The 20,485-nt window shown below is 74.5% G+C and carries 16 protein-coding genes; 9 read left to right on the top strand and 7 right to left on the bottom strand.

The window, feature by feature from the left end; all coding sequences use genetic code 11:
• The first annotated feature begins 73 nt into the window (after nt 1-73).
• Both STTU_RS05515 and STTU_RS05510 read left to right on the top strand, forming a co-directional pair.
• Complete coding sequence (locus tag STTU_RS05515) at nt 74-1,819, top strand: pyruvate dehydrogenase (RefSeq protein WP_007820621.1); 1,746 nt, start codon at nt 74-76, stop codon at nt 1,817-1,819.
• A gap of 301 nt (nt 1,820-2,120) precedes the next feature.
• The gene (locus STTU_RS05510; RefSeq protein ID WP_007820619.1) at nt 2,121-2,600 is read left to right on the top strand and encodes an ATP-binding protein; all 480 of its coding nucleotides are present in this window, start codon (nt 2,121-2,123) and stop codon (nt 2,598-2,600) included.
• A 121-nt stretch (nt 2,601-2,721) separates the two neighbouring features.
• Here STTU_RS05510 and STTU_RS05505 read toward each other — a convergent pair whose 3' ends face one another.
• Nucleotides 2,722-3,792, bottom strand: a complete 1,071-nt coding sequence (locus STTU_RS05505) for a DUF2637 domain-containing protein (RefSeq protein WP_009069504.1) — start codon at nt 3,790-3,792, stop codon at nt 2,722-2,724.
• Nucleotides 3,793-4,222: 430 nt separating this feature from the next.
• Nucleotides 4,223-5,143 carry a (2Fe-2S)-binding protein gene (locus STTU_RS05500; RefSeq protein ID WP_007820615.1) on the bottom strand — a complete coding sequence of 307 codons (921 nt, stop codon included), beginning with the start codon at nt 5,141-5,143 and terminating at the stop codon, nt 4,223-4,225.
• A gap of 168 nt (nt 5,144-5,311) precedes the next feature.
• Between STTU_RS05500 and STTU_RS05495 the strand changes: the two genes are divergently transcribed.
• Complete coding sequence (locus STTU_RS05495) at nt 5,312-6,157, top strand: GntR family transcriptional regulator (RefSeq protein WP_007820613.1); 846 nt, start codon at nt 5,312-5,314, stop codon at nt 6,155-6,157.
• A 183-nt stretch (nt 6,158-6,340) separates the two neighbouring features.
• Here STTU_RS05495 and STTU_RS05490 read toward each other — a convergent pair whose 3' ends face one another.
• Nucleotides 6,341-7,057: a hypothetical protein gene (locus STTU_RS05490; RefSeq protein WP_007820611.1), complete on the bottom strand. Its 717-nt coding sequence runs from the start codon at nt 7,055-7,057 to the stop codon at nt 6,341-6,343.
• Between the two features lie 439 nt (nt 7,058-7,496).
• On the bottom strand, nt 7,497-9,233 hold the full coding sequence (locus tag STTU_RS05485; protein WP_043254240.1) for a PucR family transcriptional regulator ligand-binding domain-containing protein: 1,737 nt from the start codon (nt 9,231-9,233) through the stop codon (nt 7,497-7,499).
• A gap of 257 nt (nt 9,234-9,490) precedes the next feature.
• Here STTU_RS05485 and STTU_RS05480 point away from each other — a divergent pair, with 257 nt between their 5' ends.
• The 4 genes from STTU_RS05480 to STTU_RS05465 are packed head-to-tail and all read left to right on the top strand — an operon-like array spanning nt 9,491 to nt 14,533.
• A complete protein-coding gene (locus tag STTU_RS05480; RefSeq protein WP_007820597.1) occupies nt 9,491-10,384 on the top strand; it encodes an FAD binding domain-containing protein in 894 nt (297 codons plus the stop codon).
• Entirely contained in the window at nt 10,375-10,950 is a 576-nt protein-coding gene (locus STTU_RS05475; RefSeq protein ID WP_043254238.1) for a (2Fe-2S)-binding protein, read from the top strand. The genes STTU_RS05480 and STTU_RS05475 overlap by 10 nt, the downstream gene beginning before the upstream one ends.
• 31 nt (nt 10,951-10,981) lie before the next feature.
• Nucleotides 10,982-13,381, top strand: a complete 2,400-nt coding sequence (gene pucD / locus STTU_RS05470) for a xanthine dehydrogenase subunit D (RefSeq protein WP_007820594.1) — start codon at nt 10,982-10,984, stop codon at nt 13,379-13,381.
• An 18-nt stretch (nt 13,382-13,399) separates the two neighbouring features.
• Complete coding sequence (locus STTU_RS05465) at nt 13,400-14,533, top strand: XdhC family protein (protein WP_007820592.1); 1,134 nt, start codon at nt 13,400-13,402, stop codon at nt 14,531-14,533.
• A 139-nt stretch (nt 14,534-14,672) separates the two neighbouring features.
• Here STTU_RS05465 and STTU_RS05460 read toward each other — a convergent pair whose 3' ends face one another.
• The 3 genes from STTU_RS05460 to STTU_RS05450 form a co-directional block, all read right to left on the bottom strand.
• On the bottom strand, nt 14,673-15,323 hold the full coding sequence (locus STTU_RS05460) for a maltokinase N-terminal cap-like domain-containing protein (protein ID WP_007820589.1): 651 nt from the start codon (nt 15,321-15,323) through the stop codon (nt 14,673-14,675).
• A gap of 47 nt (nt 15,324-15,370) precedes the next feature.
• Nucleotides 15,371-15,931 carry a DinB family protein gene (locus STTU_RS05455; protein ID WP_007820585.1) on the bottom strand — a complete coding sequence of 187 codons (561 nt, stop codon included), beginning with the start codon at nt 15,929-15,931 and terminating at the stop codon, nt 15,371-15,373.
• A gap of 153 nt (nt 15,932-16,084) precedes the next feature.
• The gene (locus STTU_RS05450; RefSeq protein WP_007820583.1) at nt 16,085-16,957 is read right to left on the bottom strand and encodes a helix-turn-helix transcriptional regulator; all 873 of its coding nucleotides are present in this window, start codon (nt 16,955-16,957) and stop codon (nt 16,085-16,087) included.
• Between the two features lie 127 nt (nt 16,958-17,084).
• Here STTU_RS05450 and STTU_RS05445 point away from each other — a divergent pair, with 127 nt between their 5' ends.
• Complete coding sequence (locus tag STTU_RS05445) at nt 17,085-18,809, top strand: AMP-binding protein (protein WP_043254234.1); 1,725 nt, start codon at nt 17,085-17,087, stop codon at nt 18,807-18,809.
• Nucleotides 18,806-20,440: an AMP-binding protein gene (locus STTU_RS05440; RefSeq protein WP_007820579.1), complete on the top strand. Its 1,635-nt coding sequence runs from the start codon at nt 18,806-18,808 to the stop codon at nt 20,438-20,440. Before STTU_RS05445 ends, STTU_RS05440 begins: the two co-directional genes overlap by 4 nt.
• Nucleotides 20,441-20,485 lie beyond the last annotated feature (45 nt).

The following is a 20,485-nucleotide window of genomic DNA, read 5'->3' as shown; positions in this document are numbered from 1 at the left end:
CCGAGTTTGCCGGGCACGATCGCGGTCACTGTGACTTCATGGACCCACGGAGCACAGAAGGGGTGCGAGTGCCATGGCCAAGCAGAACGTAGCCGAGCAGTTCGTCGACGTCCTCGTCCGCGCGGGCGTCCAGCGGCTGTACGGCGTGGTCGGGGACAGCCTCAACCCCGTGGTCGACGCGATCCGCCGCAATTCCGCGATCGACTGGATCCACGTCCGCCACGAGGAGACCGCCGCCTTCGCCGCCGGCGCCGAGGCCCAGATCACCGGCAGGCTCGCCGCCTGCGCGGGCTCGTGCGGCCCCGGCAACCTGCACCTCATCAACGGGCTGTACGACGCCCACCGCTCCATGGCGCCCGTGCTCGCCCTCGCCTCGCACATCCCCTCCAGCGAGATCGGTCTCGGCTACTTCCAGGAGACCCACCCGGAGCGCCTTTTCACGGAGTGCAGCCACTACAGCGAGATGATCTCCAACGCGGCGCAGATGCCGCGCGTCCTCCAGAGCGCGATCCAGCACGCGGTCGGTCAGGGCGGCGTCGGCGTCGTCACCCTCCCGGGCGATGTCGCCTCGCACGACGCGCCCGAGCGGGCCACGGAGCAGGCGATGATCACCGAGCAGCCCACGGTGCGCCCCGGCGACGACGAGATCGAGAAGCTCGCCGCGCTCATCGACGGCGCGAACCGGGTCACGCTCTTCTGCGGCGCAGGGACGGCGGGCGCGCACCCCGAGGTCATGGAACTCGCGGAGAAGATCAAGGCCCCGGTCGGGCACGCGCTGCGCGGCAAGGAGTACATCCAGTACGACAACCCGTACGACGTCGGCATGAGCGGGCTGCTCGGCTACGGGGCCTGCTACGAGGCGACCAACGAGTGCGACTTGCTGATCCTGCTCGGCACGGACTTCCCGTACACGCCCTTCCTGCCCGACAAGGACGTCAAGATCGTCCAGGTCGACATCCGCCCCGAGCACCTCGGGCGCCGCTGCAAGCTCGACCTCGCGGTGTGGGGCGACGTGCGCGAGACGCTGCGCTGCCTGCTGCCGCGCGTCAAGCCGAAGGAGAACCGCCGCTTCCTCGACAAGATGCTCAAGAAGCACGCCGACGCGCTCGAAGGCGTCGTCAAGGCGTACACGCGCAAGGTCGAGAAGCACACCCCGATCCACCCCGAGTACGTCGCCTCCGTCCTCGACGAGATCGCCGCCGAGGACGCCGTCTTCACGGTCGACACGGGCATGTGCAACGTGTGGGCGGCGCGGTACATCACCCCCAACGGCCACCGCCGCATCATCGGCTCCTTCCGGCACGGCTCGATGGCCAACGCGCTGCCGCAGGCGATCGGCGCGCAGTTCACCGACCGGAACCGGCAGGTCGTCTCGATGTCGGGGGACGGTGGTTTCTCGATGCTCATGGGCGACTTCCTCACCCTCGTGCAGTACGACCTCCCGGTGAAGGTCGTCCTCTTCAACAATTCGTCGCTCGGGATGGTCGAGCTGGAGATGATGGTGGGCGGGCTGCCGTCCTTCGGGACGACCAACAAGAACCCGGACTTCGCCGCCGTCGCCCGCGCGGCCGGTGCCTACGGGGTACGGGTCGAGAAGCCCAAGCAGTTGGAGAGCGCCCTGCGCGACGCCTTCGCGCACAAGGGCCCGGCCCTCGTCGACGTCGTGACCGACCCCAACGCGCTCTCGATCCCGCCGAAGATCAGCGCCGACATGGTCACGGGCTTCGCGCTCTCGGCGAGCAAGGTCGTCCTCGACGGCGGCGTCGGCCGCATGCTCCAGATGGCCCGCTCCAACCTCCGCAACGTGCCCCGCCCCTGAGCCCTCCGCCGCCCGGTCCGACCGCGCGCTCCCGCCGCCCCGCGCACGCTCCCGCGCGGGGCGGCCCCCTGCGCCCGGCGCGCGGTTTCGGCCGTGTGCGTCAGGGTTTCGTCGTGGGCACGCCGAGGAGGCGTCAGGTACGGACTAAGCGGGCATGGTCCTCGTATACACGTTCGTGACATGAAGACATGTGACGAGAGTCGACAGCGTCGTCGAGGTGGTGTTCGCAGACCCCGTGCCCGGAAGCGTGCCGGGGCGGGGCCGACCGGCGGAGTGGTCCGTCACGGGGGTGGAGCGGTAGATGGACGGGCACAGGACCGAACGGCGCGGCCCGCTCGGACGGGGGGCGAGTGCCCGGCGGGTGCTCCCGCGCCGCCCGCCGCGCGGGCACCGGCTCACGAGAAAGCTCGCCCGCGCCGATCTGCGCGCGGTCGGCGAGGCGCGGCACGCGCTGCGTGAACTCCTCGACCGGCACGGCCAGGAGGCGTCCTGCGCCGACACCGCCGAGCTGCTCACGAGCGAACTCGTCACCAACGCCCTCGTGCACACCGCCGACGACGCCGTCCTCACGGCCGTCGTCCGGCGCGGCCGGCTCCGCGTCGAGGTGCGCGACCGGGCCAAGGGGGTGCCCCGGGCCGGTACCGCCGTCCCGGAGGAGCACACGGGCGGTCGCGGTCTTGGCCTCGTGCAGAGCCTCGCGGACGCGTGGGGGGTCAGGGCGGTGGGCGCGGGCAAGGCGGTGTGGTTCGAGCTGGAGACGGGGGCGGCGGGGCCCGGTTAGCCGGGTCGGCCGGGGCGGGCCTTGCGGCGCGGGGCCCGGCCAGGGGTGTACGACGCGGGGCGGCCCGCACCCGGGGAGGGTGCGGGCCGCCCCGCGAGGAGATCTGTGCCGCGGTGCCGGCTCAGCCGAACTGCCGCTCCATCTCCTTCAGCTTGCGCTCCAGGTTGTCGAGCCGGGGCAGGGCCTGGGTGTCGTCCTCGGCCGTCAGGTCGACAACGGCTCCTTTGGCAGGCTCCTCCGGAGAGGACGCCGCGTCAGTCTTCGTGGTGAGGGCCTGCAAGGAGGGCCGCCCGGAAGGCAACTGCTCGCTTTCCGGTATGGCGGGGTCCGAGTCGACCTGTCCCAGACCGGCCATGGCCTGCTGCACGTCGACCTGCCGGCCGCCCCCGCGCCCGCCCCAGCCACGCGTGCTGCGGCTGATCGCCTTGAGCTGAGCCTTCTTCAGGCGCGCCTGCTCGCGGTCGCGCTGACGGCCCACCTGCTTCTGGCGCTTGTCGTCCCGTACCTCTTCGACGGCCTCGTCCAGGCTGCGCACGTTCTCCAGCAGCATGAGCGACCAGGCGCCGAAGGTCTCGCGCGGGGCGCGCAGCCAGCGCACGATGCGGATCTGCGGCAGCGGCCTCGGCACCAGGCCCTGCTCGCGCAGCGCCGCGCGGCGGGTCTGCTTGAGGGCGCGGTCGAAGAGCACGGCGGCCGAGAGCGACATTCCGGAGAAGAACTGCGGGGCACCCGCGTGACCGGTGCCGCGCGGCGCGTGCACCCAGTTGAACCAGGCCGCCGCGCCCGCGAAGGTCCACACGAGCAGTCGCGAACCGAGCGCCGCGTCGCCGTGGCTCGCCTCGCGCACGGCGAGGACGGAGCAGAACATCGCCGCCCCGTCCAGGCCGAAGGGCACCAGGTACTCCCAGCCCCCGGAGAGGTTGAGGTTCTGGCGGCCGAAGCCGACCAGGCCGTGGAAGGAGAGCGCCGCCGCGACGGCCGCGCAGCAGAAGAGGAGGACGTAGGAGGCGCTGCCGTAGACCGCTTCCTTGCGGCGGCGGCGCTCCTCGCTGCGTTCCCAGGAGTCCTCGGCCGCCGCCGCCTTCGCCCCGGCCCGCCTGCCGCGGGTGAGCACCGCAACCGCCGCCAGCATGCCCAGGAGCAGTACGGCGCCGGGTACGAGCCAGTCCAGCGATATGTCGGTCATTCTCATCAGGGGGGTCCCTTGCGTCGGTAGGGCCTTTCGGGCGCCATCGTGGCGCATGCCGAAGGGCCGTCAGGTGGTTTCCGGGCAACTGGACGCCAATGGGGGGTACCGGGCACCGGATAGCGTCGACCTGCTCGAACTCTTGCGCGAAGACAGGGAGTTCCGTGCGAGACAGAATACTCGTAAGGGTGAGCGGGCGTGAAATGGTTGCATGTGGGAACGCGGGGCCGCGATGTCCGTCCTGATTGCCGTGTTCCGGAAGGGACGGGAGAGGTGGAGCGAGGCCGGAAATCGCTGGTGTGAAGCCGGTCTTGAGTGGGTAACCGGCCGAGGCGCGAGGAGGTGACGGGGGCGCGCCGCGTCGATGCGAATGCGACGGGGCGCGAACGGGGCGGGTGAAAGGCGCGGACACGGGGCCCCGGGGGCTGACCCGTACTCAGGCCGCCGCGGCCTCTTCCGCCCGAGCGGCCCCGCCGCCGGCCCCTTCGGCGGCGACGCGTTCGGCGCTGAGACGGGCGACGCGCTCGCTGTCGCACAGGCGGGGGCACGTCCCGCAGATCTCCTCGGCCCCCAGCGTGTACGACAGGCAGCAGCTCACACGGTCCCTGGTCGGCAGCCTCTCGCCGTCGGGCCCGGTCAGCTCGCGGAAGCCCGGCGTGCCCACGTACGGCTTGATCGTGCCGGGCAGCAGCGCCTCCAGCTCGGCGGCCGTGCGCGCCTGGTCCCCGAGGAGTTCCCCCATGTACGCGAGGCCCTCGACGATCTCGTCCGTGACCATGCCCCACAGCGCCCGGCCCCGGCGGCGCATGCGCGGGCCGATCCCGTCGAGCAGCGGCCCGAGGTGGGCGGCCACCGCGTCCCGCACCTCGGCGCGCAGCGCGTCCTCGTCCGGCACGACGACCGCGAGCGGGTGCCCGGCCTCGGGGTCGTCGGGCAGGCAGGCGAAGGGCACCGCGCGGACCGTCATGCGGTAGCGGGGACGGTCGAAGTACACGTCGCCCGCGCCGTACCGGGGCACGCGGCGCACCAGGAGCCACGGCAGCGTGATGAGCAGGCAGGCGGGCCACGCGTAGCGGTGGAAGCCGAAGCTCGCGACGACGTCGGGACGCGGCGTGCGCCCGTAGTCGCGCTCGATCTGCTCGTGGTCCCAGCGCAGGTACCCGTCCAGCTCGGCGCCCGCGGCGGCGAGTCCCGCCGCGCTCACCCAGTCGCCCCCCGTGGGCCCCGGCTCGTCCGCCGCCAGCTCGGTCACCCGCAGTTCGGGGAACACCTCGGCCAGGCGCTCCCACGCGGCGCCGACCGGCGAGGCGACCGCGACCGGCACCGGGAGGGCGGAGAGCTGGGGGGAGTGCAGCATGCGCGGACCACCGAATCGCACGTCGAAAAACCGGGATTTACAGGTAAGCCTTACCTTACCGGAAGTGATCGGGATGGGAACCGGCGCCCTCTGCCTCTATCGTGCTGAAAGCGCGCGGAGCCCGCACGCCGCGAGCACGCACACCCGAGCGGTACGGAGGAAGGCCCCGTGGAACGCGAACCGGCCCCCCGAGGGCCGCACCCGGCGGACCGGGCCGAGGAGCGCGTCCCCCCGCCCCGCCGTCCGGGTGAAGACGGGATCGGCGACGCGCGCGGGCGTGGCGCGGCGCGGAGCGGCGGTACGGGCGCACCGCGTCCGGGCGGTCCGGCACGCCCCGGCCCCGCGCACCCCGCCGACCCCGCGCACGGGGCCGCGCACGGACAGGACCACCCGGGCCACGCTCGTACCCCCCTGCGCCGCACCTCGGTGCGCGGCCAGGTGCTCGACGCGCTGCGGACCGCGCTCGACTCGGGCGAGCTGGAGCCGGGCCGGGTCTACTCGGCGCCCGCGCTGGGGGAGCGGTACGGGGTCTCGGCGACGCCGGTACGCGAGGCGATGCAGCGGCTCGCGGCCGAGGGCGCCGTCGAGACGGTGCCCAACCGCGGCTTCCGCGTCCTCGCCCGCACCGCCGACGACGCGGCAGCGCTCGCCGAGGTGCTGTTCCTCATCGAGCTGCCCGTCCTCACGCGGCTCGCCGCGACGCTGCCCGCGCTGCCCCCCGAGCTGCGCCCGCTCGCAAGGCGGACCGAGGAGCTGGCCCGCACGGGCGACCGCACCGGCTACGCCGAGGCGGACCGCGCCTTCCATACGGCGCTGCTCAGCCTGCACGGGAACCCCCAGCTGACCCGCGTCGCCGACGCGCTCCACCGCCGCGCGGGGAGCCCGCGCGCCGGCACCGCGCGGTCCTGGGCCGAGGAGGCGGCGCAGCACGCGACGCTCCTCGACGCCATCGAACGGGCCGACACGGCGACGCTGGCGACGGTCCTGCGGGGGCACCTGGGCGTGCGGGGCTGAGAGCGGGCGGAGCTGAGGGGGCGGGGCCGAGGGGGCGGCGCCGAGGCGGGCGGAACGGGGTCGAGGCGGGCGGGGCCGGGGCAGGGAACGGGGCTGAGACGGGCGGCTCGGTTCGCTGCTCCCGGACCGACACCCGCCGTCACTCCCCCCGCCGTCCTTCCACCCGGCGTCCTTCCACCCGCGTCACTCCACCCCCAGCCGCCCCTCCAGCAGCCTCGGCACCCCGCCGAGGAGCCGCCACAGCCTCCGCGCCTCGGTGCGGAGCCGTTCCGCCTCCGGTTCCGGGGCGGTGTCGGCGAGGGCGGCGAGGGTCGGGGGTGTGCCGACGAGGTCGCCCAGGGCCTCGCGCAGGGCCAGGCTCTGCGTGAAGCCGTGCCGGGCCTCGGCCACCTCGCCCTCGCGCAGCGCGAGTTCGGCGAGGCGGTACCAGGTGCGGGCGAGGAGGAAGCGGTCGCCGTGGGCCGTGGCGCCCGCGTGGGCGCGGCGGTAGGCCGCGCGGGCGGGCTGGGGCGCGTGGGCGAGGTGCTCGGCGATGAGGCCGCGCCGGTAGTCGAGGAGCGGGCGGTGCGGGGAGCCGGGGGCGAGCAGTGCCGCCGCCCGGCCGAGCGCCGAACTCGCCTCGTCGGCGCGGTCCCTGATTCCGAGCGAGGTGGAGAGGTAGGCGAGGTGGCCGCGTTCGCACGCGGCCGTGCCGCGCTCGTCGTCACTGTGCGCGAGCGCCTCGGCCGCGCGCAGCGCGTCCTCCGCCTCCGCCCAGCCCTCGCCCGTGTACAGGCAGCGCTCCGCGAGGAGTTCGCTGCGCCGCAGTGCGGCTTCCGCTCCGGGGAGCGGGGTGAGCAGAGAGACCGCCTCGGTCCAGCACCCGCGTGACCGCAGCCGCCACACCGACCGGTCGAACACTTCCGTCTCCCCCGCAGGTCCCGGCTTCGACGTCGATACGGACCAAGGCATGGCGGTGTCCGCCACAGTCCCCTCCTCACATCACGCGCGCCGGTGAGCTGTGACGTGCATCTCAGCACGGCGGGCGGCGGGCCGCCAAGGGGGTGGGTGAAAGTTTTCACAAACGCGCCGGGCGCGTGTCGGGCCCCCTTCGCGAGCCCCACGCGCCCCCGTACCGCCCGACCTGCGAGGGAACGGCGGAGGCCGGGCCTCCGCCGGTGCGCGACGGCCCCGGATCAATCGCGGCGCGCGGTCCCGTATCCGCCACGGCACGACGGTCCCGGACCGCCCGGGGCGCGACGGTCCCGGACCGCCCGGGGCGCGACGGTCCCGGACCGCCGGGGTACGAGGCGTCCGGATCGCCTGCGGCGGGGCCGTCGCGCCCGCCCGCGTCCCGTCCTCAGCTCATCCGCAGCGCCAGGAAGAAGTCCAGCTTGTCCTCCAGACGCGACAGGTCACGCCCCGTCAGTTGCTCGATCCTGCCCACCCGGTAGCGGAGGGTGTTCACATGCAGATGGAGCCGGGCCGCGCAGCGCGTCCAGGAGCCGTCGCTGTCGAGGAACGCCTCCAGGGTGGGGATCAGCTCGGCGCGGTGGCGGCGGTCGTAGACGCGCAGTGGGTCGAGGAGCCGGGCCGTGAAGGCGCGGCGCACGTCGTCGGGCACGAAGGGGAGGAGCAGCACGTGCGAGGCGAGTTCCTGGTGCCCGGCCGCGGTGACGGGCCCCGGGCGGGCCGCCGCGACGCGGCGCGCGTGGCGGGCCTCCTCCAGGGCGCCGCGCAGGCCCTCGGCGGAGTGCACTGCCGCGCTCACGCCGAGCGTGAGCCTGCCCTCCGCGCCCAGCCCCGCCGCGAGCGGCGCGCCCGCGGGGCCCACGAGGCCGGCCGCGTCCAGCTCGGCGCCCGCGTGCTCCTCGTCCCCCGAGCGCGCGGGCAGCGGCACGAGGGCGACGGCCTCGGCGCCGAGCTGTGTGACGGCGGCGCGGTCCGCCGCCTCGTCCTCGCCCTCCGGGCCCGTCAGGTCCGTCGCCGCCGGCTCGGGGGGCCCGTCCGCCGCGGCGCGGCCCCGCGCGCCCGTACTCCCCGCGAGCACTTCCTCCAGGAGGCCGCGCGCGAGGCGGCCCGTCGTCTCGGAGGGTGTCTCGCCCTCCCACTCGACGGAGGCGACGACGATCTGCCAGTACGGGGCGCTGCTCGCGCCCGGCAGCAGGAGCGGGCCGGCGGCGCGCAGGCGCGCGGCGGTCTCGGCGGCCGGGGCGCCGCTCTGCACGAGGTCGAGGACCTCGCCCGCGAGGCGCCGCCGTACCGAGCGCCCCGCGTCCCTGCGGTCGCGCTCGACGGCGATGAGCTGGGTGACCCCGTCGAGCAGTTCGCGCCGCTCGGCGGGCCAGTCGGAGGCGTCCGCCGCGACGGCGAGCACCCACTGGCCGAGCCCGGCCCGGCGTGCGTCCAGGGGGCTCGGTGTCGTGGAGTGCACGGGGAAGAGCGAGTAGACGGTGTCGCCGACGGTGACGCGCTGCGCGCCGAGCCGTCCGGTCCGTACGGCGTCGAGGCGGGCGGAGGCGAGGGTCTCGCGGACCTCGGGGGCGAGCGCGGGCGCGCCCGTACGTGCCGAGCCGGCGAGCTCGCGGCCCGTCGCCGAGAGCACCCAGGCGTGCAGGTCGAGGTCGTTGCCCAGCAGGTCGAGCACCGCGCCGGGGCCGCCCGCCGGGCCGCCCGTCATGAGCTTGCGGTGCCGGTCCACGACCGCGGCGAGGTCCCCGGCGCGCTCGCCCGAGACCTGCCGCACGATGTGCTCGGTGATCGTCGCGAAGGCGACGGACTCGCTCACCGAGAAGAGCGGGACCCGGTACCGGGCGCACGCCGCGACCAGGTCCTCGGGGACGGGGCCCAGCTCCGCCTCGCCCGCCGCGAGCGCCGCGACGCCCGCCTCCGCGACGATCCGCACGAAGGACTCGGAGTCCTCGGGCGCGTGCCGCCAGGCGAGCCCCGTGAGGACCAGCTCGCCGCCCGAGAGGTAGCGGCTCGGGTCGCGCAGATCGGTCGTCATGACCCCGCGCACCGTACGGTCCAGTTCCTCGGCGCCGCCGAGCAGCCGGAGCCCCAGCGTGCCGCTCTCCAGCAGTGCGCGCAGCCGCATGTCCTCGCCGCCGATCCGTGTGGGTTTCCTGGGCGAAACAGCGAAGTTAAACGCCCTCATTCTTCATATGAATCTACAAGACGAGGCCCCTGGACAGCCAATTCGTTCATGGGTTCGGTGACTGTGCGGATCGGCCCTGTCACCGCTTCACTGGGCGCACCCGTGGTACGGCCGTACGGGAGCCCGCCCGACCGCAACCCGACCGCCCCCTCCTTCCGGCCGCACGACCGACCGGGAGAGACCCGCATGGAGTCCGCATGGAGTTCCTGAGACCAGCCAGCTGGGAGGAGGCGCTCGCCGCGAAGGCCGCGCACCCCGCCGCCGTCCCGCTCGCGGGCGGCACCGACGTCATGGTCGAGCTGAACTTCGACCACCGCAGGCCCGCCCACCTCATCGACCTCGGCCGCGTCGCCGTGCTGAGCGCCTGGGAACGGGACGGGGACACGGTACGCCTCGGCGCCTCGGTCCCGTACACGCGGATCATGACCGAGCTGTCCGCCGAGCTGCCCGGCCTCGCGCGCGCCGCGCACACCGTCGCCTCGCCGCAGATCCGCAACCGGGGCGGCGTCGGCGGCAACCTCGGCACCGCCTCGCCCGCCGGGGACGCGCACCCCGCGCTCCTCGCCTCGGGCGCCGACATCGAGGTGGCCTCCGTACGGGGCACGCGCCGCGTCCCCGTCGACGACTTCTACACCGGCGTCAAGCGCAACGCCCTCGCGCCCGACGAACTGATCCGCGCGATCCACCTGCCCGCCGCGCGCGGTCCCCAGCAGTTCTCGAAGGTCGGCACGCGCAACGCCATGGTCATCGCCGTGTGCGCCTTCAGCCTCGCGCTCCACCCCGACCGGCGCACGCTGCGCACCGGGATCGGCTCGGCCGCGCCCACCCCCGTGCGCGCGAAGGCCGCCGAGGAGTTCCTCACCTCCGTACTCGACGAGGAGCGCTGCTGGGAGACCGGCAGAGCGCCGGGCGAGGCGGCGCTGCGGCAGTTCGGGCAGCTCGCCTCGGGCGCCTGCAACCCCATCGACGACGTCCGCGGCTCGGCCGCCTACCGCAGGCACGCGGTCGGCGTCATGGCCCGCCGCACCTTCACCTGGGCCTGGCAGGCCCTCGGCACCGAGCAGCGCCGGAACGGAGCATCATGCGCGTGAACCTCGTCGTCAACGGACGGCGCCAGGAGGCCGACGACGTGTGGGAGGGCGAATCGCTCCTGTACGTGCTGCGCGAGCGCCTCGGCCTGCCGGGCTCCAAGAACGCCTGCGAGCAGGGGGAGTGCGGCTCCTGCACCGTCCGGCTCGACGGGGTGCCCGTCTGCGCCTGCCTCGTCGCCGCCGGACAGGCGGAGGGCCGGCGCGTCGACACGGTCGAAGGACTCGCGGAGTACGCGGCCAGGCGCACGGGCGCGGACCCCGCGGCCGTCCCGTCCGACGACCCGCGCCGCTGGGAGGCGAGCCCCCGCGAGCCGGGCGGCCCCGCGCTCTCACCCGTCCAGCAAGCGTTCGTCGACGCGGGCGCCGTCCAGTGCGGCTTCTGCACCCCGGGGCTCCTCGTCGCCGCCGACGACCTCCTCGAACGCGTCCCCTCGCCCAGCGACGCCGACATCCGCGAGGCCCTGTCGGGGAACCTGTGCCGCTGCACCGGCTACGAGAAGATCCTCGACGCCGTCCGCCTCGCCGCCGCCCGCCAGGACACGGCCCGCACGGAGGAGGCCCGGTGACCCGCACCCGTACCCGTACCGAGGAGGCCCGGTGACCACCCCCCGTACCCCCACCGGCGTCCCCACCCACCTCACCCAGGGCCGCCCCGGCACCACGACCCCCGGCGGCATCGGCGAGTCGACGCTGCGCCCCGACGGCATCCTCAAGGTCACGGGCGAGTTCGCCTACGCCTCGGACATGTGGCACGAGGACATGCTGTGGGGTCACACGCTGCGCTCCCCGCACGCGCACGCCGAGATCCGTTCGATCGACACCGCCGAAGCCCTCGCCACCCCCGGCGTGCACGCCGTCCTCACGTACGACGACCTGCCCACCGCCGTGCGTCACTACGGACTGGAGATCCAGGACACGCCCGTCCTCGCCCACGGCCGCGTCCGCCACCACGGCGAGCCCGTCGCGCTCGTCGCGGCCGACCACCCCGAGACCGCGCGCCGCGCCGCCGCGAAGATCCGCGTCGACTACCGCGAACTGCCCGTCGTCACCGACGAGGCGTCCGCCACCGCGCCGGGCGCCCCGCTCCTCCACGAGGGCCGCGCCGACCACCACGCCGGGCACGTCCCGCACCCCAACATCGTCCACCGCCAGCCGATCGTGCGCGGCGACGTCGGCGAGGCGGCCCGGCGCGCCGACGTCGTCGTGCGCGGCGAGTACCACTTCGGGATGCAGGACCAGGCGTTCCTCGGCCCCGAGTCCGGGCTCGCCGTGCCCGCCGAGGACGGCGGCGTCGACCTCTACATCGCGACGCAGTGGCTCCACTCCGACCTCCGCCAGATCGCCCCCGTCCTCGGCCTGCCCGAGGAGAAGATCCGCATGACCCTCTCCGGCGTCGGCGGCGCCTTCGGCGGCCGGGAGGACCTGTCCATGCAGATCCACGGCTGCCTCCTCGCGCTCCGCACCGGCAAACCCGTCAAGATCGTCTACAACCGCTTCGAGTCCTTCTTCGGCCACGTCCACCGCCACCCCGCCAGGCTCTGGTACGAGCACGGAGCGACCCGCGACGGCAAGCTCACCCACCTCAGGGCGCGCATCGTCCTCGACGGCGGCGCCTACGCCTCCTCGTCCCCGGCCGTCGTCGGCAACGCGGCCTCGCTCGGCGCGGGCCCCTACGTCGTGGACCACGTCGAGATCGAGACGCTCGCCCTCTACACCAACAACCCGCCGTGCGGCGCGATGCGCGGCTTCGGCGCCGTGCAGGCGTGCTTCGCCTACGAGGCGCAGATGGACAAGCTCGCCGCCGCGCTCGGCATGGACCCCGTGGAGCTCCGGCGCCTCAACGCGATGGAGCAGGGCGCCGTCATGCCGACCGGGCAGGTCGTCGACTCGCCCGCGCCCGTCGCCGAACTCCTGCGCCGCGTCAAGGCCCGCCCCCTGCCGCCCGAACGCCAGTGGGAGTCCAGCGAGGGCGCCGACGTGCGGCACCTGCCCGGCGGACTGTCGAACACCAGCCACGGCGAAGGCGTCGTGCGGGGCATCGGCTACGCGGTCGGCATCAAGAACGTCGGCTTCTCGGAGGGCTTCGACGACTACTCGACCGCGCGCGTGCGCCTGGAGAGCATCGCGGGCGAGGCCGTCGCGACCGTCCACACCGCGATGGCCGAGGTCGGCCAGGGCGGCGTCACCGTCCACGCCCAGATCGCCCGCACCGAACTCGGCGTCACCCAGGTCACCATCAACCCCGCCGACACCCGCGTGGGTTCGGCCGGATCGACGTCCGCCTCACGCCAGACCTACATGACGGGCGGTGCCGTCAAACACGTGTGCGGACTCGTCCGGGAGCGCGTGCTCGACCTCGGCCGCGTCAAGTTCGGCACGTACCACCCCGCCTGGGCGCACGCCGAACTCCTCCTGGAGGACGGCAAGGTCGTCACCGACAGCGGCGAAGTCCTCGCGAGCCTCGCCGACGTGCTGGGGGACGAGAGCGTCGAGATCGAGGACGAGTGGCGCCACCGCCCCACCGAGCCCTTCCACCGGCGCACCGGACAGGGCAAGGGGCACGTCCAGTACTCCTTCGCCGCGCACCGCGCCGTCGTCGAGGTCGACACCGAACTCGGTCTCGTCAAAGTCGTCGAACTCGCCTGCGCCCAGGACGTCGGCAAGGCGCTCAACCCGCTCTCCGTGCAGGGCCAGATCCAGGGCGGCAGCACGCAGGGGCTCGGCATCGCCGTCATGGAGGAGATCCTCGTCGACCCGGTCACGGCGAAGGTCCGCAACCCCTCCTTCACGGACTACCTCATCCCCACCATCCTCGACACGCCCACGATCCCCCTCGACATCCTCGAACTCGCCGACGCCCACGCCCCCTACGGCCTGCGCGGCATCGGCGAGGCCCCCACGCTCTCCTCCACGCCCGCGATCCTCGCGGCGATCCGCGCCGCGACGGGCCGCGCGCTCGATCGCACCCCCGTACGCCCCGAACACCTCGTGGACTGACCCCTCTCGGAGACCGCCATGCTCGACCTCGCCCCCACCCTGCGCCGGTGGGCCGCCGAAGGCCGCGCCTTCGCCGTCGCCACCGTCGTCGCCGTCACCGGCAGCGCGCCCCGCCCGCCCGGCGCGGCGCTCGCCGTCGACGCGGCGGGGGAGGCGGTCGGCTCGGTCTCCGGCGGGTGCGTCGAGGGCGCGGTGTACGAGCTGTGCCGCGCGGCGCTCGCCGAGGACCGCCCGCTCGCCGAGCGCTTCGGCTACAGCGACGAGGACGCCTTCGCCATCGGCCTGACCTGCGGCGGGGTCATCGATGTCCTCGTCGTCCCGGTCCGGCCGGGGAGCGCGGCGGCACGGCTGTACGGGGACGTCCTCGCCGCCGTCGCCGACGGCGCCCCGCGCGCACTCGCCCGCGTCGTCGAGGGGCCGCCCGCGCTCCTCGGCCGCCCCCTCGTCGTGGACGGCTCCGGCACGGTACGGGGCGGCTGCGGCGGCCCGCCGGAACTCGACCGCTCCGCCGCCGCCGAGGCCGCGGCGCTGCTCGCCCTCGGGCGCACCGGCACCGTGACGATCGGAGCGGACGGCTCGCGCTGCGGGCGGCCCGTCACACTCCTCGTCGAGTCGAGCGTCCCGCCGCCCCGCATGATCGTCTTCGGCGCCATCGACTACGCGGCGGCGCTCGCCCGCGCCGGGTCCTTCCTCGGCTACCACGTCACCGTGTGCGACGCGCGCCCCGTCTTCGCGACCCGGGCCCGCTTCCCCGACGCGGACGAACTCGTCGTCGCCTGGCCCCACACGTACCTCGACCGGACCCCCACCGACGCGCGCACCGTCCTGTGCGTCCTCACGCACGACGCCAAGTTCGACGTCCCCCTCCTCGCCCGCGCCCTGCGGCTGCCCGTCGCCTACGTCGGCGCGATGGGTTCGCGCCGCACCCACGAGGACCGCCTGCGCCGGTTGCGCGCCGAGGGGCTCACGGAGGCCGAACTCGCCCGGCTGCGCTCCCCGATCGGCCTCGACCTGGGCGCCCGCACCCCCGAGGAGACGGCCCTGTCCATCGCCGCCGAGATCGTCGCCCACCGCCACGGCGCCACGGGCGCCCCGCTCACCGGCTCACCCGCGCCGATCCACCGGCGGGACCGGGCGGGGTCAGGGGTGTGAGGGCCGGGCGCGCGGCGTCTCGGCGCGGTACGACGCGCCCGGCTCGGCGCCCGGCCCGAAGCAGTGGCGGAAGCTGTGGACGAGCGGGCTCCGGGCGCTTCCGGCGTGCTCGCGAGGAGCGTGTGCGCGTGCCCGTGCGTCAGGAGGTCGGCAGGTGGAAGGAGGCGTACAGGGACCGCGCCGAGAGGTCGGCGGGCGCGAGGCCGCTCACGTACCCGACGAGCCCCGGCGGGAACTCCGCGTCGGCCGCCCGCAGCACCCGGTGCGTACGGAGCAGCAGCCGCCCCTCGCACAGCGTCGTCGACGTGCCCTCGGGCCCCGACACGACCCCGCTCGGACGCGCCTCGCCCTCGGGCAGCGGACCGTCCCAGCGGCCGTGCACGCTCGGGTCCGGCGTGTCGCTCAGGCTCTGCGCCTGCGCCTCGGCCGTCCCCCGCGCGAGCGCGAGCAACTGGGCGCACAGCACCGCGTCGTGCGCTCCGTCGTACACCCAGCGCTTGCCGAGCACGCCGTGCTCGCTCGTCCCGACGAGCGCCGCTTCGAGCCCGTCGACCGGCGCGCCCCGGTAGGTCAGCGGCACGTGGTACGTGACGACCTCGGCGCCCGCCCGGTCGGTGACCGCCATGAACTCGATCCCGACCTCGCCCGCCGGGTCGTCGAGCCGGAAGCCCCCGGCCTTCTCCAGCTCGGCGGGACCGCCCCCGCCCTGGTACCAGGGCTGCTTCGGCAGCCACACGGCGAGCAGTTCGAGCTTGCTCGGGGTCAGGGTCGTGCGGTGGATCTCGGCCATGGATGTCTCTCCTGCTCGCGCGGTCCGGGAGACGACAGTAGCGGGGCTCAGCCGTCCAGGACGAGCCATTGCCTTCCGTCGAGCAACTCCCGTACGGCGTCGGCGTGCCCCGCGTGGCAGGCGGTCTCCGTGAGGGCGTGCACGAGCACTTCGCGGACGGTGTGCAGCCGGTACGAGCCGAACAGCTCGCCCGGCCACCACGCGGGCGGTTCCGTGGCCCCGAGCCCCGCGAGCACGGCGTCCGCGCGCGCGGCCTCCGCCCGGTACAGCGCCCGCAGGCTCTCCCCGCTGTCCCCGGGCGCGGGCCGCCACGCGTCGTCACCCGCCGTCGTCCCCGTCACGGCGGCCACGACCTCCGGATCGGCGGCGAGCACGCCCCGGAACCAGAACCGCTCCACGTCGAGCGCGAGGTGCCGCAACAGCCCGAGGCACGACCACCCCGAGGGCAGCACCCCGCGCCGCAACTCCTCCTCACCGAGCCCTTCCAGCGCCCCGAGCACGTGCGCCCGCTGCGCGCGCAGCGCCTCGCGCAGCACGGACACCTCCGGGTCCACCCGCTCCCCGCTCCGCGCGTCCGTCCCCTCCACCCCCACCGTCTCCCCGGCCACGACGGCCTCCTCCCGTTCAGGTGGGGACCACCGTAGGACGAGGGTCTGACAACCGCCCCGGTCCGGGCCGCCCGCCGCCGCCCGCCGGGGCGTTCGCGACGACGCCTGCCGACGCGCTCGCCCCGGAGACCCGCGCCCCCGCCCGCGTCCCCCTCACGCCACGACCCCCGCTCGCCGCGCCACCGCGACCGCCTCGCCGCGCGTGCGCGCGCCCAGCTTCCGCATCGCCGCCCGCAGGTACGCCTTCACCGTCTCCGGGCGCAGCCCGAGCCTGCTCGCGACCGCCGCGTTGGTCGCGCCCTCGGCGACGATCACCAGGACCTCCACCTCGCGCGGGGTCAGCGGCGGCGCCTGCGTGTCGCGGGGCGGCCCGGCGTCCGCCGCCGCGAGGCGCGCGCACACGCCGAGGAGTTCGGCCCGCAGCGCCGGGTCCGTGAGGCGGTCGGCGAGGCCGCGCAGGTGGGCGCCCGTGTCCCGTACCTCCTGCCAGGACCCCGCGCGCGCCGCCTCGCCGCCCGCCGCCGCGAGGGCCCGCGCCTCGTCCCTGACCACCAGCGTCTGCTCCACGTCGCGCGCCGCCTCGACCGCCGCGCGCAGCGTGCGGTCCCCGAGCGGCTGCGGCGCGCGCAGGGCCCCGTACAGCACCGCCCGTACCCGCCGCCGCACCACGACGGGCACCGCGAGGACCGAGCGCAGGCCCTCCGCCGCCACCGGCGTGTCGTACTCGTGGCTGATGGAACGCGCCACGCGGTAGTCGGTGACCGTGCAGGGGCGCGTCAGCGTGATCGCCTTGCCGCCCAGGCCGTTGCCCGCCGAGACCGCGAGGCCGTCGAGCGCCGCCGTCGCCGTACCGCTCAGCTCGCCGATCCGCACCCGCGTGGCCCCCGCGCCGACGAGCGGCCCGCCGAAGGCGACCGGCAGCCCGGTGGCGCGCCGCAGCCGCAGGAGCGCCGCCCGGATCTCCGCCGCGTCCGCCGCCCACTCCGCGTCCCGCCCCGCGCCGCGTACTCCCGTGTGCCCCGCCATGACCGTCCTCCGTCCCGCAGGTGCCGCTCAGCGTGCCATCCGCGCCCCCCACCCCCGAACGGGGGTAGTGAGACCTGTGTCACGCATCTCACGATGAGTACGAGTGGTTTCGCAACCTGGAGGACACATGTCGGCAACGCCCCCCGCCGCCCCGCCCGGTGAACCGGCCCCCGGAGACGGCGAACCCGCCGCGACCGCCGCCTTCCGCGCCGCCCGCGACTTCCTCCTCCGCCACGGCGAGGACTACGCGGCGGCCCACGCCGGCTTCGCGTGGCCCCGCCCCGAGCTGTTCAACTGGGCGCTCGACTGGTTCGACCGGATCGCCGAGGGCAACGAGCGCACCGCGCTCCACATCGTCGAGGAGGACGGCTCGCGCCTGGAACTGTCCTTCGCCGAACTGTCCCTGCGCTCCGCGCGCGCCGCGAACTGGCTGCGCGGCCTCGGCGTCGCCCCGGGCGACCGCGTCCTCCTCATGCTCGGCAACCAGGCCGAGTTGTGGGAACTCATGCTCGCCGCGATGAAGCTGCGCGCCGTCGTCATCCCGGCGACCACGCTCCTCGGCCCCCTCGACCTGCGCGACCGCGTCGAGCGCGGCGAGGTGCGCCACGTCGTCGCCCGCTCCACCGACCTGGAGAAGTTCGCGCAGGTCCCCGGCGACTGGACCCGCGTCGCCGTCGGCGCGCCCGTCCCCGGCTGGCACGACTACGCCGAGGCCGCCGCCGCGAGCGCCGCGTTCGTCCCCGAGGGCCCCACCCGCTCCGACGAGACCCTCATGCTCTACTTCACCTCCGGTACCACCGCCCGCCCCAAACTCGTCGAGCACACCCACCTCTCCTACCCGGTGGGCCACCTCTCGACGATGTACTGGATCGGGCTGCGCCCGGGGGACGTCCACCTCAACATCTCGTCGCCCGGCTGGGCGAAGCACGCCTGGTCGAACTTCTTCGCACCGTGGAACGCCGAGGCGACCGTCTTCATCTTCAACTACACGCGCTTCGACGCGGGCCGCCTCATGGCCGAGATGGACCGCGCGGGCGTCACGAGCTTCTGCGCCCCGCCCACCGTGTGGCGCATGCTCATCCAGGCCGACCTGAGCGGCCTCAAGACCCCGCCGCGCTCCGTCGTCGCCGCCGGGGAACCCCTCAACCCCGAGGTCATCGAGCACGTGCGCCGCTCCTGGGGCGTCACGATCCGCGACGGCTTCGGCCAGACCGAGACCTCCGTCGCCGTCGCCAACTCCCCGGGCCAGCCCCTCAAGCCCGGCTCCATGGGCCGCCCCAGCCCCGGCTTCACGATCGAACTCCTCGACCCCGTGACCGGCGCACCGGGCGCCACCGAGGGCGAGATCAGCCTCGACCTCTCGGCCCGCCCCGTCGGCCTCATGCGCGGCTACCACGGCGACCAGGAACGCACCTCCGCGGCGACGGCCGGCGGGTACTACCGGACGGGCGACATCGGCGCCAGGGACGAGGACGGCTACCTCACCTACGTGGGCCGCGCCGACGACGTCTTCAAGGCGAGCGACTACAAGATCAGCCCCTTCGAGCTGGAGAGCGCGCTGCTCGAACACCCCGCCGTCGCCGAGGCGGCCGTCGTGCCCGCGCCCGATCCCGTACGGCTCAACGTCCCCAAGGCGTACATCGTCCTCGCCGAGGGGTACGCCCCGGACGCCGCGACCGCGAAGCTCCTCTTCGCCCACTCGCGCGCCGTCCTCGCCCCGTACAAACGCCTGCGCAGACTGGAGTTCGGCCCGCTGCCCAAGACCATCTCCGGCAAGATCCGCCGCGTCGAACTCCGCGAGGCGACCGCGAGCGGCTCCGAGGCCGAGTACCGCGAGGAGGACCACCGATGACCACCACAGGCCCCCTGACCGCGCCCTCGTACGCGCACGGCACCTCGACGACGCCCCTCATCGGCGAGACGATCGGCGAGAACCTCGCGCGGATCATCGCCGCCCACCCCGGCCGCGAAGCCCTCGTCGACGTCCCGAGCGGCCGTCGCTGGACGTACTCCACCTTCGGCGAGGCCGTCGAACGCCTCGCGCGCGGCCTCCTCGCGCGCGGCGTCCTCAAGGGCGACCGGGTCGGCATCTGGGCCGTCAACAGCGCCGAGTGGGTCATGCTCCAGTACGCGACCGCCCGCGTCGGCGCCGTCCTCGTCAACATCAACCCCGCCTACCGCGCCCACGAACTCGGCTACGTGCTGCGGCAGTCCGGCACCCAGCTCCTCGTCGCCTCGCTGCGCCACCGCGACACCGACTACCGCGCCTTCGTCGACGAGGTGCGCCCCGAGTGCCCCGAACTGCGCGAGACCGTCTACATCGGCGACCCGAGCTGGGACGCCCTCGTCGACGCGGGCGCGGACATCCCGCTCGCACGACTGCACGCGCGCGAGGCGGAGTTGTCCTGCGACGACCCCGTCAACCTCCAGTACACCTCCGGCACCACGGGCTTCCCCAAGGGCGCCACCCTCTCCCACCACAACCTCCTCAACAACGGCTTCTGGGTGGGCGAGACGATCGGCTACACGCCACGTGACCGCGTGTGCCTGCCCGTTCCCTTCTTCCACTGCTTCGGCATGGTCATGGGCAACCTCGGCGCCACCTCGCACGGCGCCTGCATCGTCATCCCCGCGCCGTCCTTCGAGGCGCGCGCGACGCTCGAAGCCGTCGAGAAGGAGCGCTGCACCGCGTTGTACGGGGTGCCGACGATGTTCATCGCGGAGCTGAACCTCCCCGACTTCGGCTCCTTCGACCTCACCTCGCTGCGCACGGGGATCATGGCGGGTTCGCCCTGCCCCGTCGAGGTCATGAAACGCGTCGTCGCCGAGATGCACATGGCCGAGGTCTCCATCTGCTACGGCATGACCGAGACCTCGCCCGTCTCCTGCCAGACCCGCGCCGACGACGACCTCGAACACCGCACCGGCACCGTGGGCCGCGTCCTGCCGCACCTGGAGGTCAAGGTCGTCGACCCCGTCAGCGGCGTCACCGTGCCGCGCGGCACGCAGGGCGAACTGTGCACGCGCGGCTACTCCGTCATGCTCGGCTACTGGGAGGACCCCGAGCGCACCGCCGAGGTCGTCGACCCCGGGCGCTGGATGCACACCGGGGACCTCGCCCTCATGCGCGAGGACGGCTACGTCGAGATCGCGGGCCGCATCAAGGACATGATCATCCGGGGCGGCGAGAACATCTACCCGCGCGAGATCGAGGAGTTCCTCTACACCCACCCGAAGATCTCCGACGTGCAGGTCGTCGGCGTCCCCGACGCGCGCTACGGCGAGTCCGTCCTCGCCTGCGTCATCCCGCGCGACCCCGCCGACGCGCCCACGCTCGACGAGATCCGCGCCTTCTGCCGCGACCGCCTCGCCTCCTACAAGATCCCCAGCCGCGTCGAAGTCCTCGGCACCTTCCCGATGACGGTCTCGGGGAAGGTACGGAAGATCGAACTGCGCGAGACGTACGGGGACGGGGACGCCTGAGCGGCGCGGTACGGCGCCCCGCGTGAAGCCGTCGCGCACGGAGGC

The sequence above is a fragment of the Streptomyces sp. Tu6071 genome (genome assembly GCF_000213055.1).
GTDB classification, from domain to species: Bacteria; Actinomycetota; Actinomycetes; order Streptomycetales; family Streptomycetaceae; genus Streptomyces; species Streptomyces evansiae.
This window is presented reverse-complemented; position numbering and strand designations above follow the sequence as displayed.

Excerpts from the sequence above, each read along its gene's own strand:
- STTU_RS05465 (WP_007820592.1), top strand. The coding sequence starts at position 13,400 with ATGCTCGACCTCGCCCCCACCCTGCGCCGGTGGGCCGCCGAAGGCCGC.
- STTU_RS05485 (WP_043254240.1), bottom strand. The coding sequence starts at position 9,233 with ATGCGGCTGCGCGCACTGCTGGAGAGCGGCACGCTGGGGCTCCGGCTG.
- STTU_RS05505 (WP_009069504.1), bottom strand. The coding sequence starts at position 3,792 with ATGAGAATGACCGACATATCGCTGGACTGGCTCGTACCCGGCGCCGTA.
- STTU_RS05510 (WP_007820619.1), top strand. The coding sequence starts at position 2,121 with ATGGACGGGCACAGGACCGAACGGCGCGGCCCGCTCGGACGGGGGGCG.
- STTU_RS05440 (WP_007820579.1), top strand. The coding sequence starts at position 18,806 with ATGACCACCACAGGCCCCCTGACCGCGCCCTCGTACGCGCACGGCACC.
- STTU_RS05460 (WP_007820589.1), bottom strand. The coding sequence starts at position 15,323 with ATGGCCGAGATCCACCGCACGACCCTGACCCCGAGCAAGCTCGAACTG.
- STTU_RS05480 (WP_007820597.1), top strand. The coding sequence starts at position 9,491 with ATGGAGTTCCTGAGACCAGCCAGCTGGGAGGAGGCGCTCGCCGCGAAG.
- STTU_RS05450 (WP_007820583.1), bottom strand. The coding sequence starts at position 16,957 with ATGGCGGGGCACACGGGAGTACGCGGCGCGGGGCGGGACGCGGAGTGG.
- STTU_RS05515 (WP_007820621.1), top strand. The coding sequence starts at position 74 with ATGGCCAAGCAGAACGTAGCCGAGCAGTTCGTCGACGTCCTCGTCCGC.
- STTU_RS05445 (WP_043254234.1), top strand. The coding sequence starts at position 17,085 with ATGTCGGCAACGCCCCCCGCCGCCCCGCCCGGTGAACCGGCCCCCGGA.
- STTU_RS05475 (WP_043254238.1), top strand. The coding sequence starts at position 10,375 with ATGCGCGTGAACCTCGTCGTCAACGGACGGCGCCAGGAGGCCGACGAC.
- STTU_RS05500 (WP_007820615.1), bottom strand. The coding sequence starts at position 5,143 with ATGCTGCACTCCCCCCAGCTCTCCGCCCTCCCGGTGCCGGTCGCGGTC.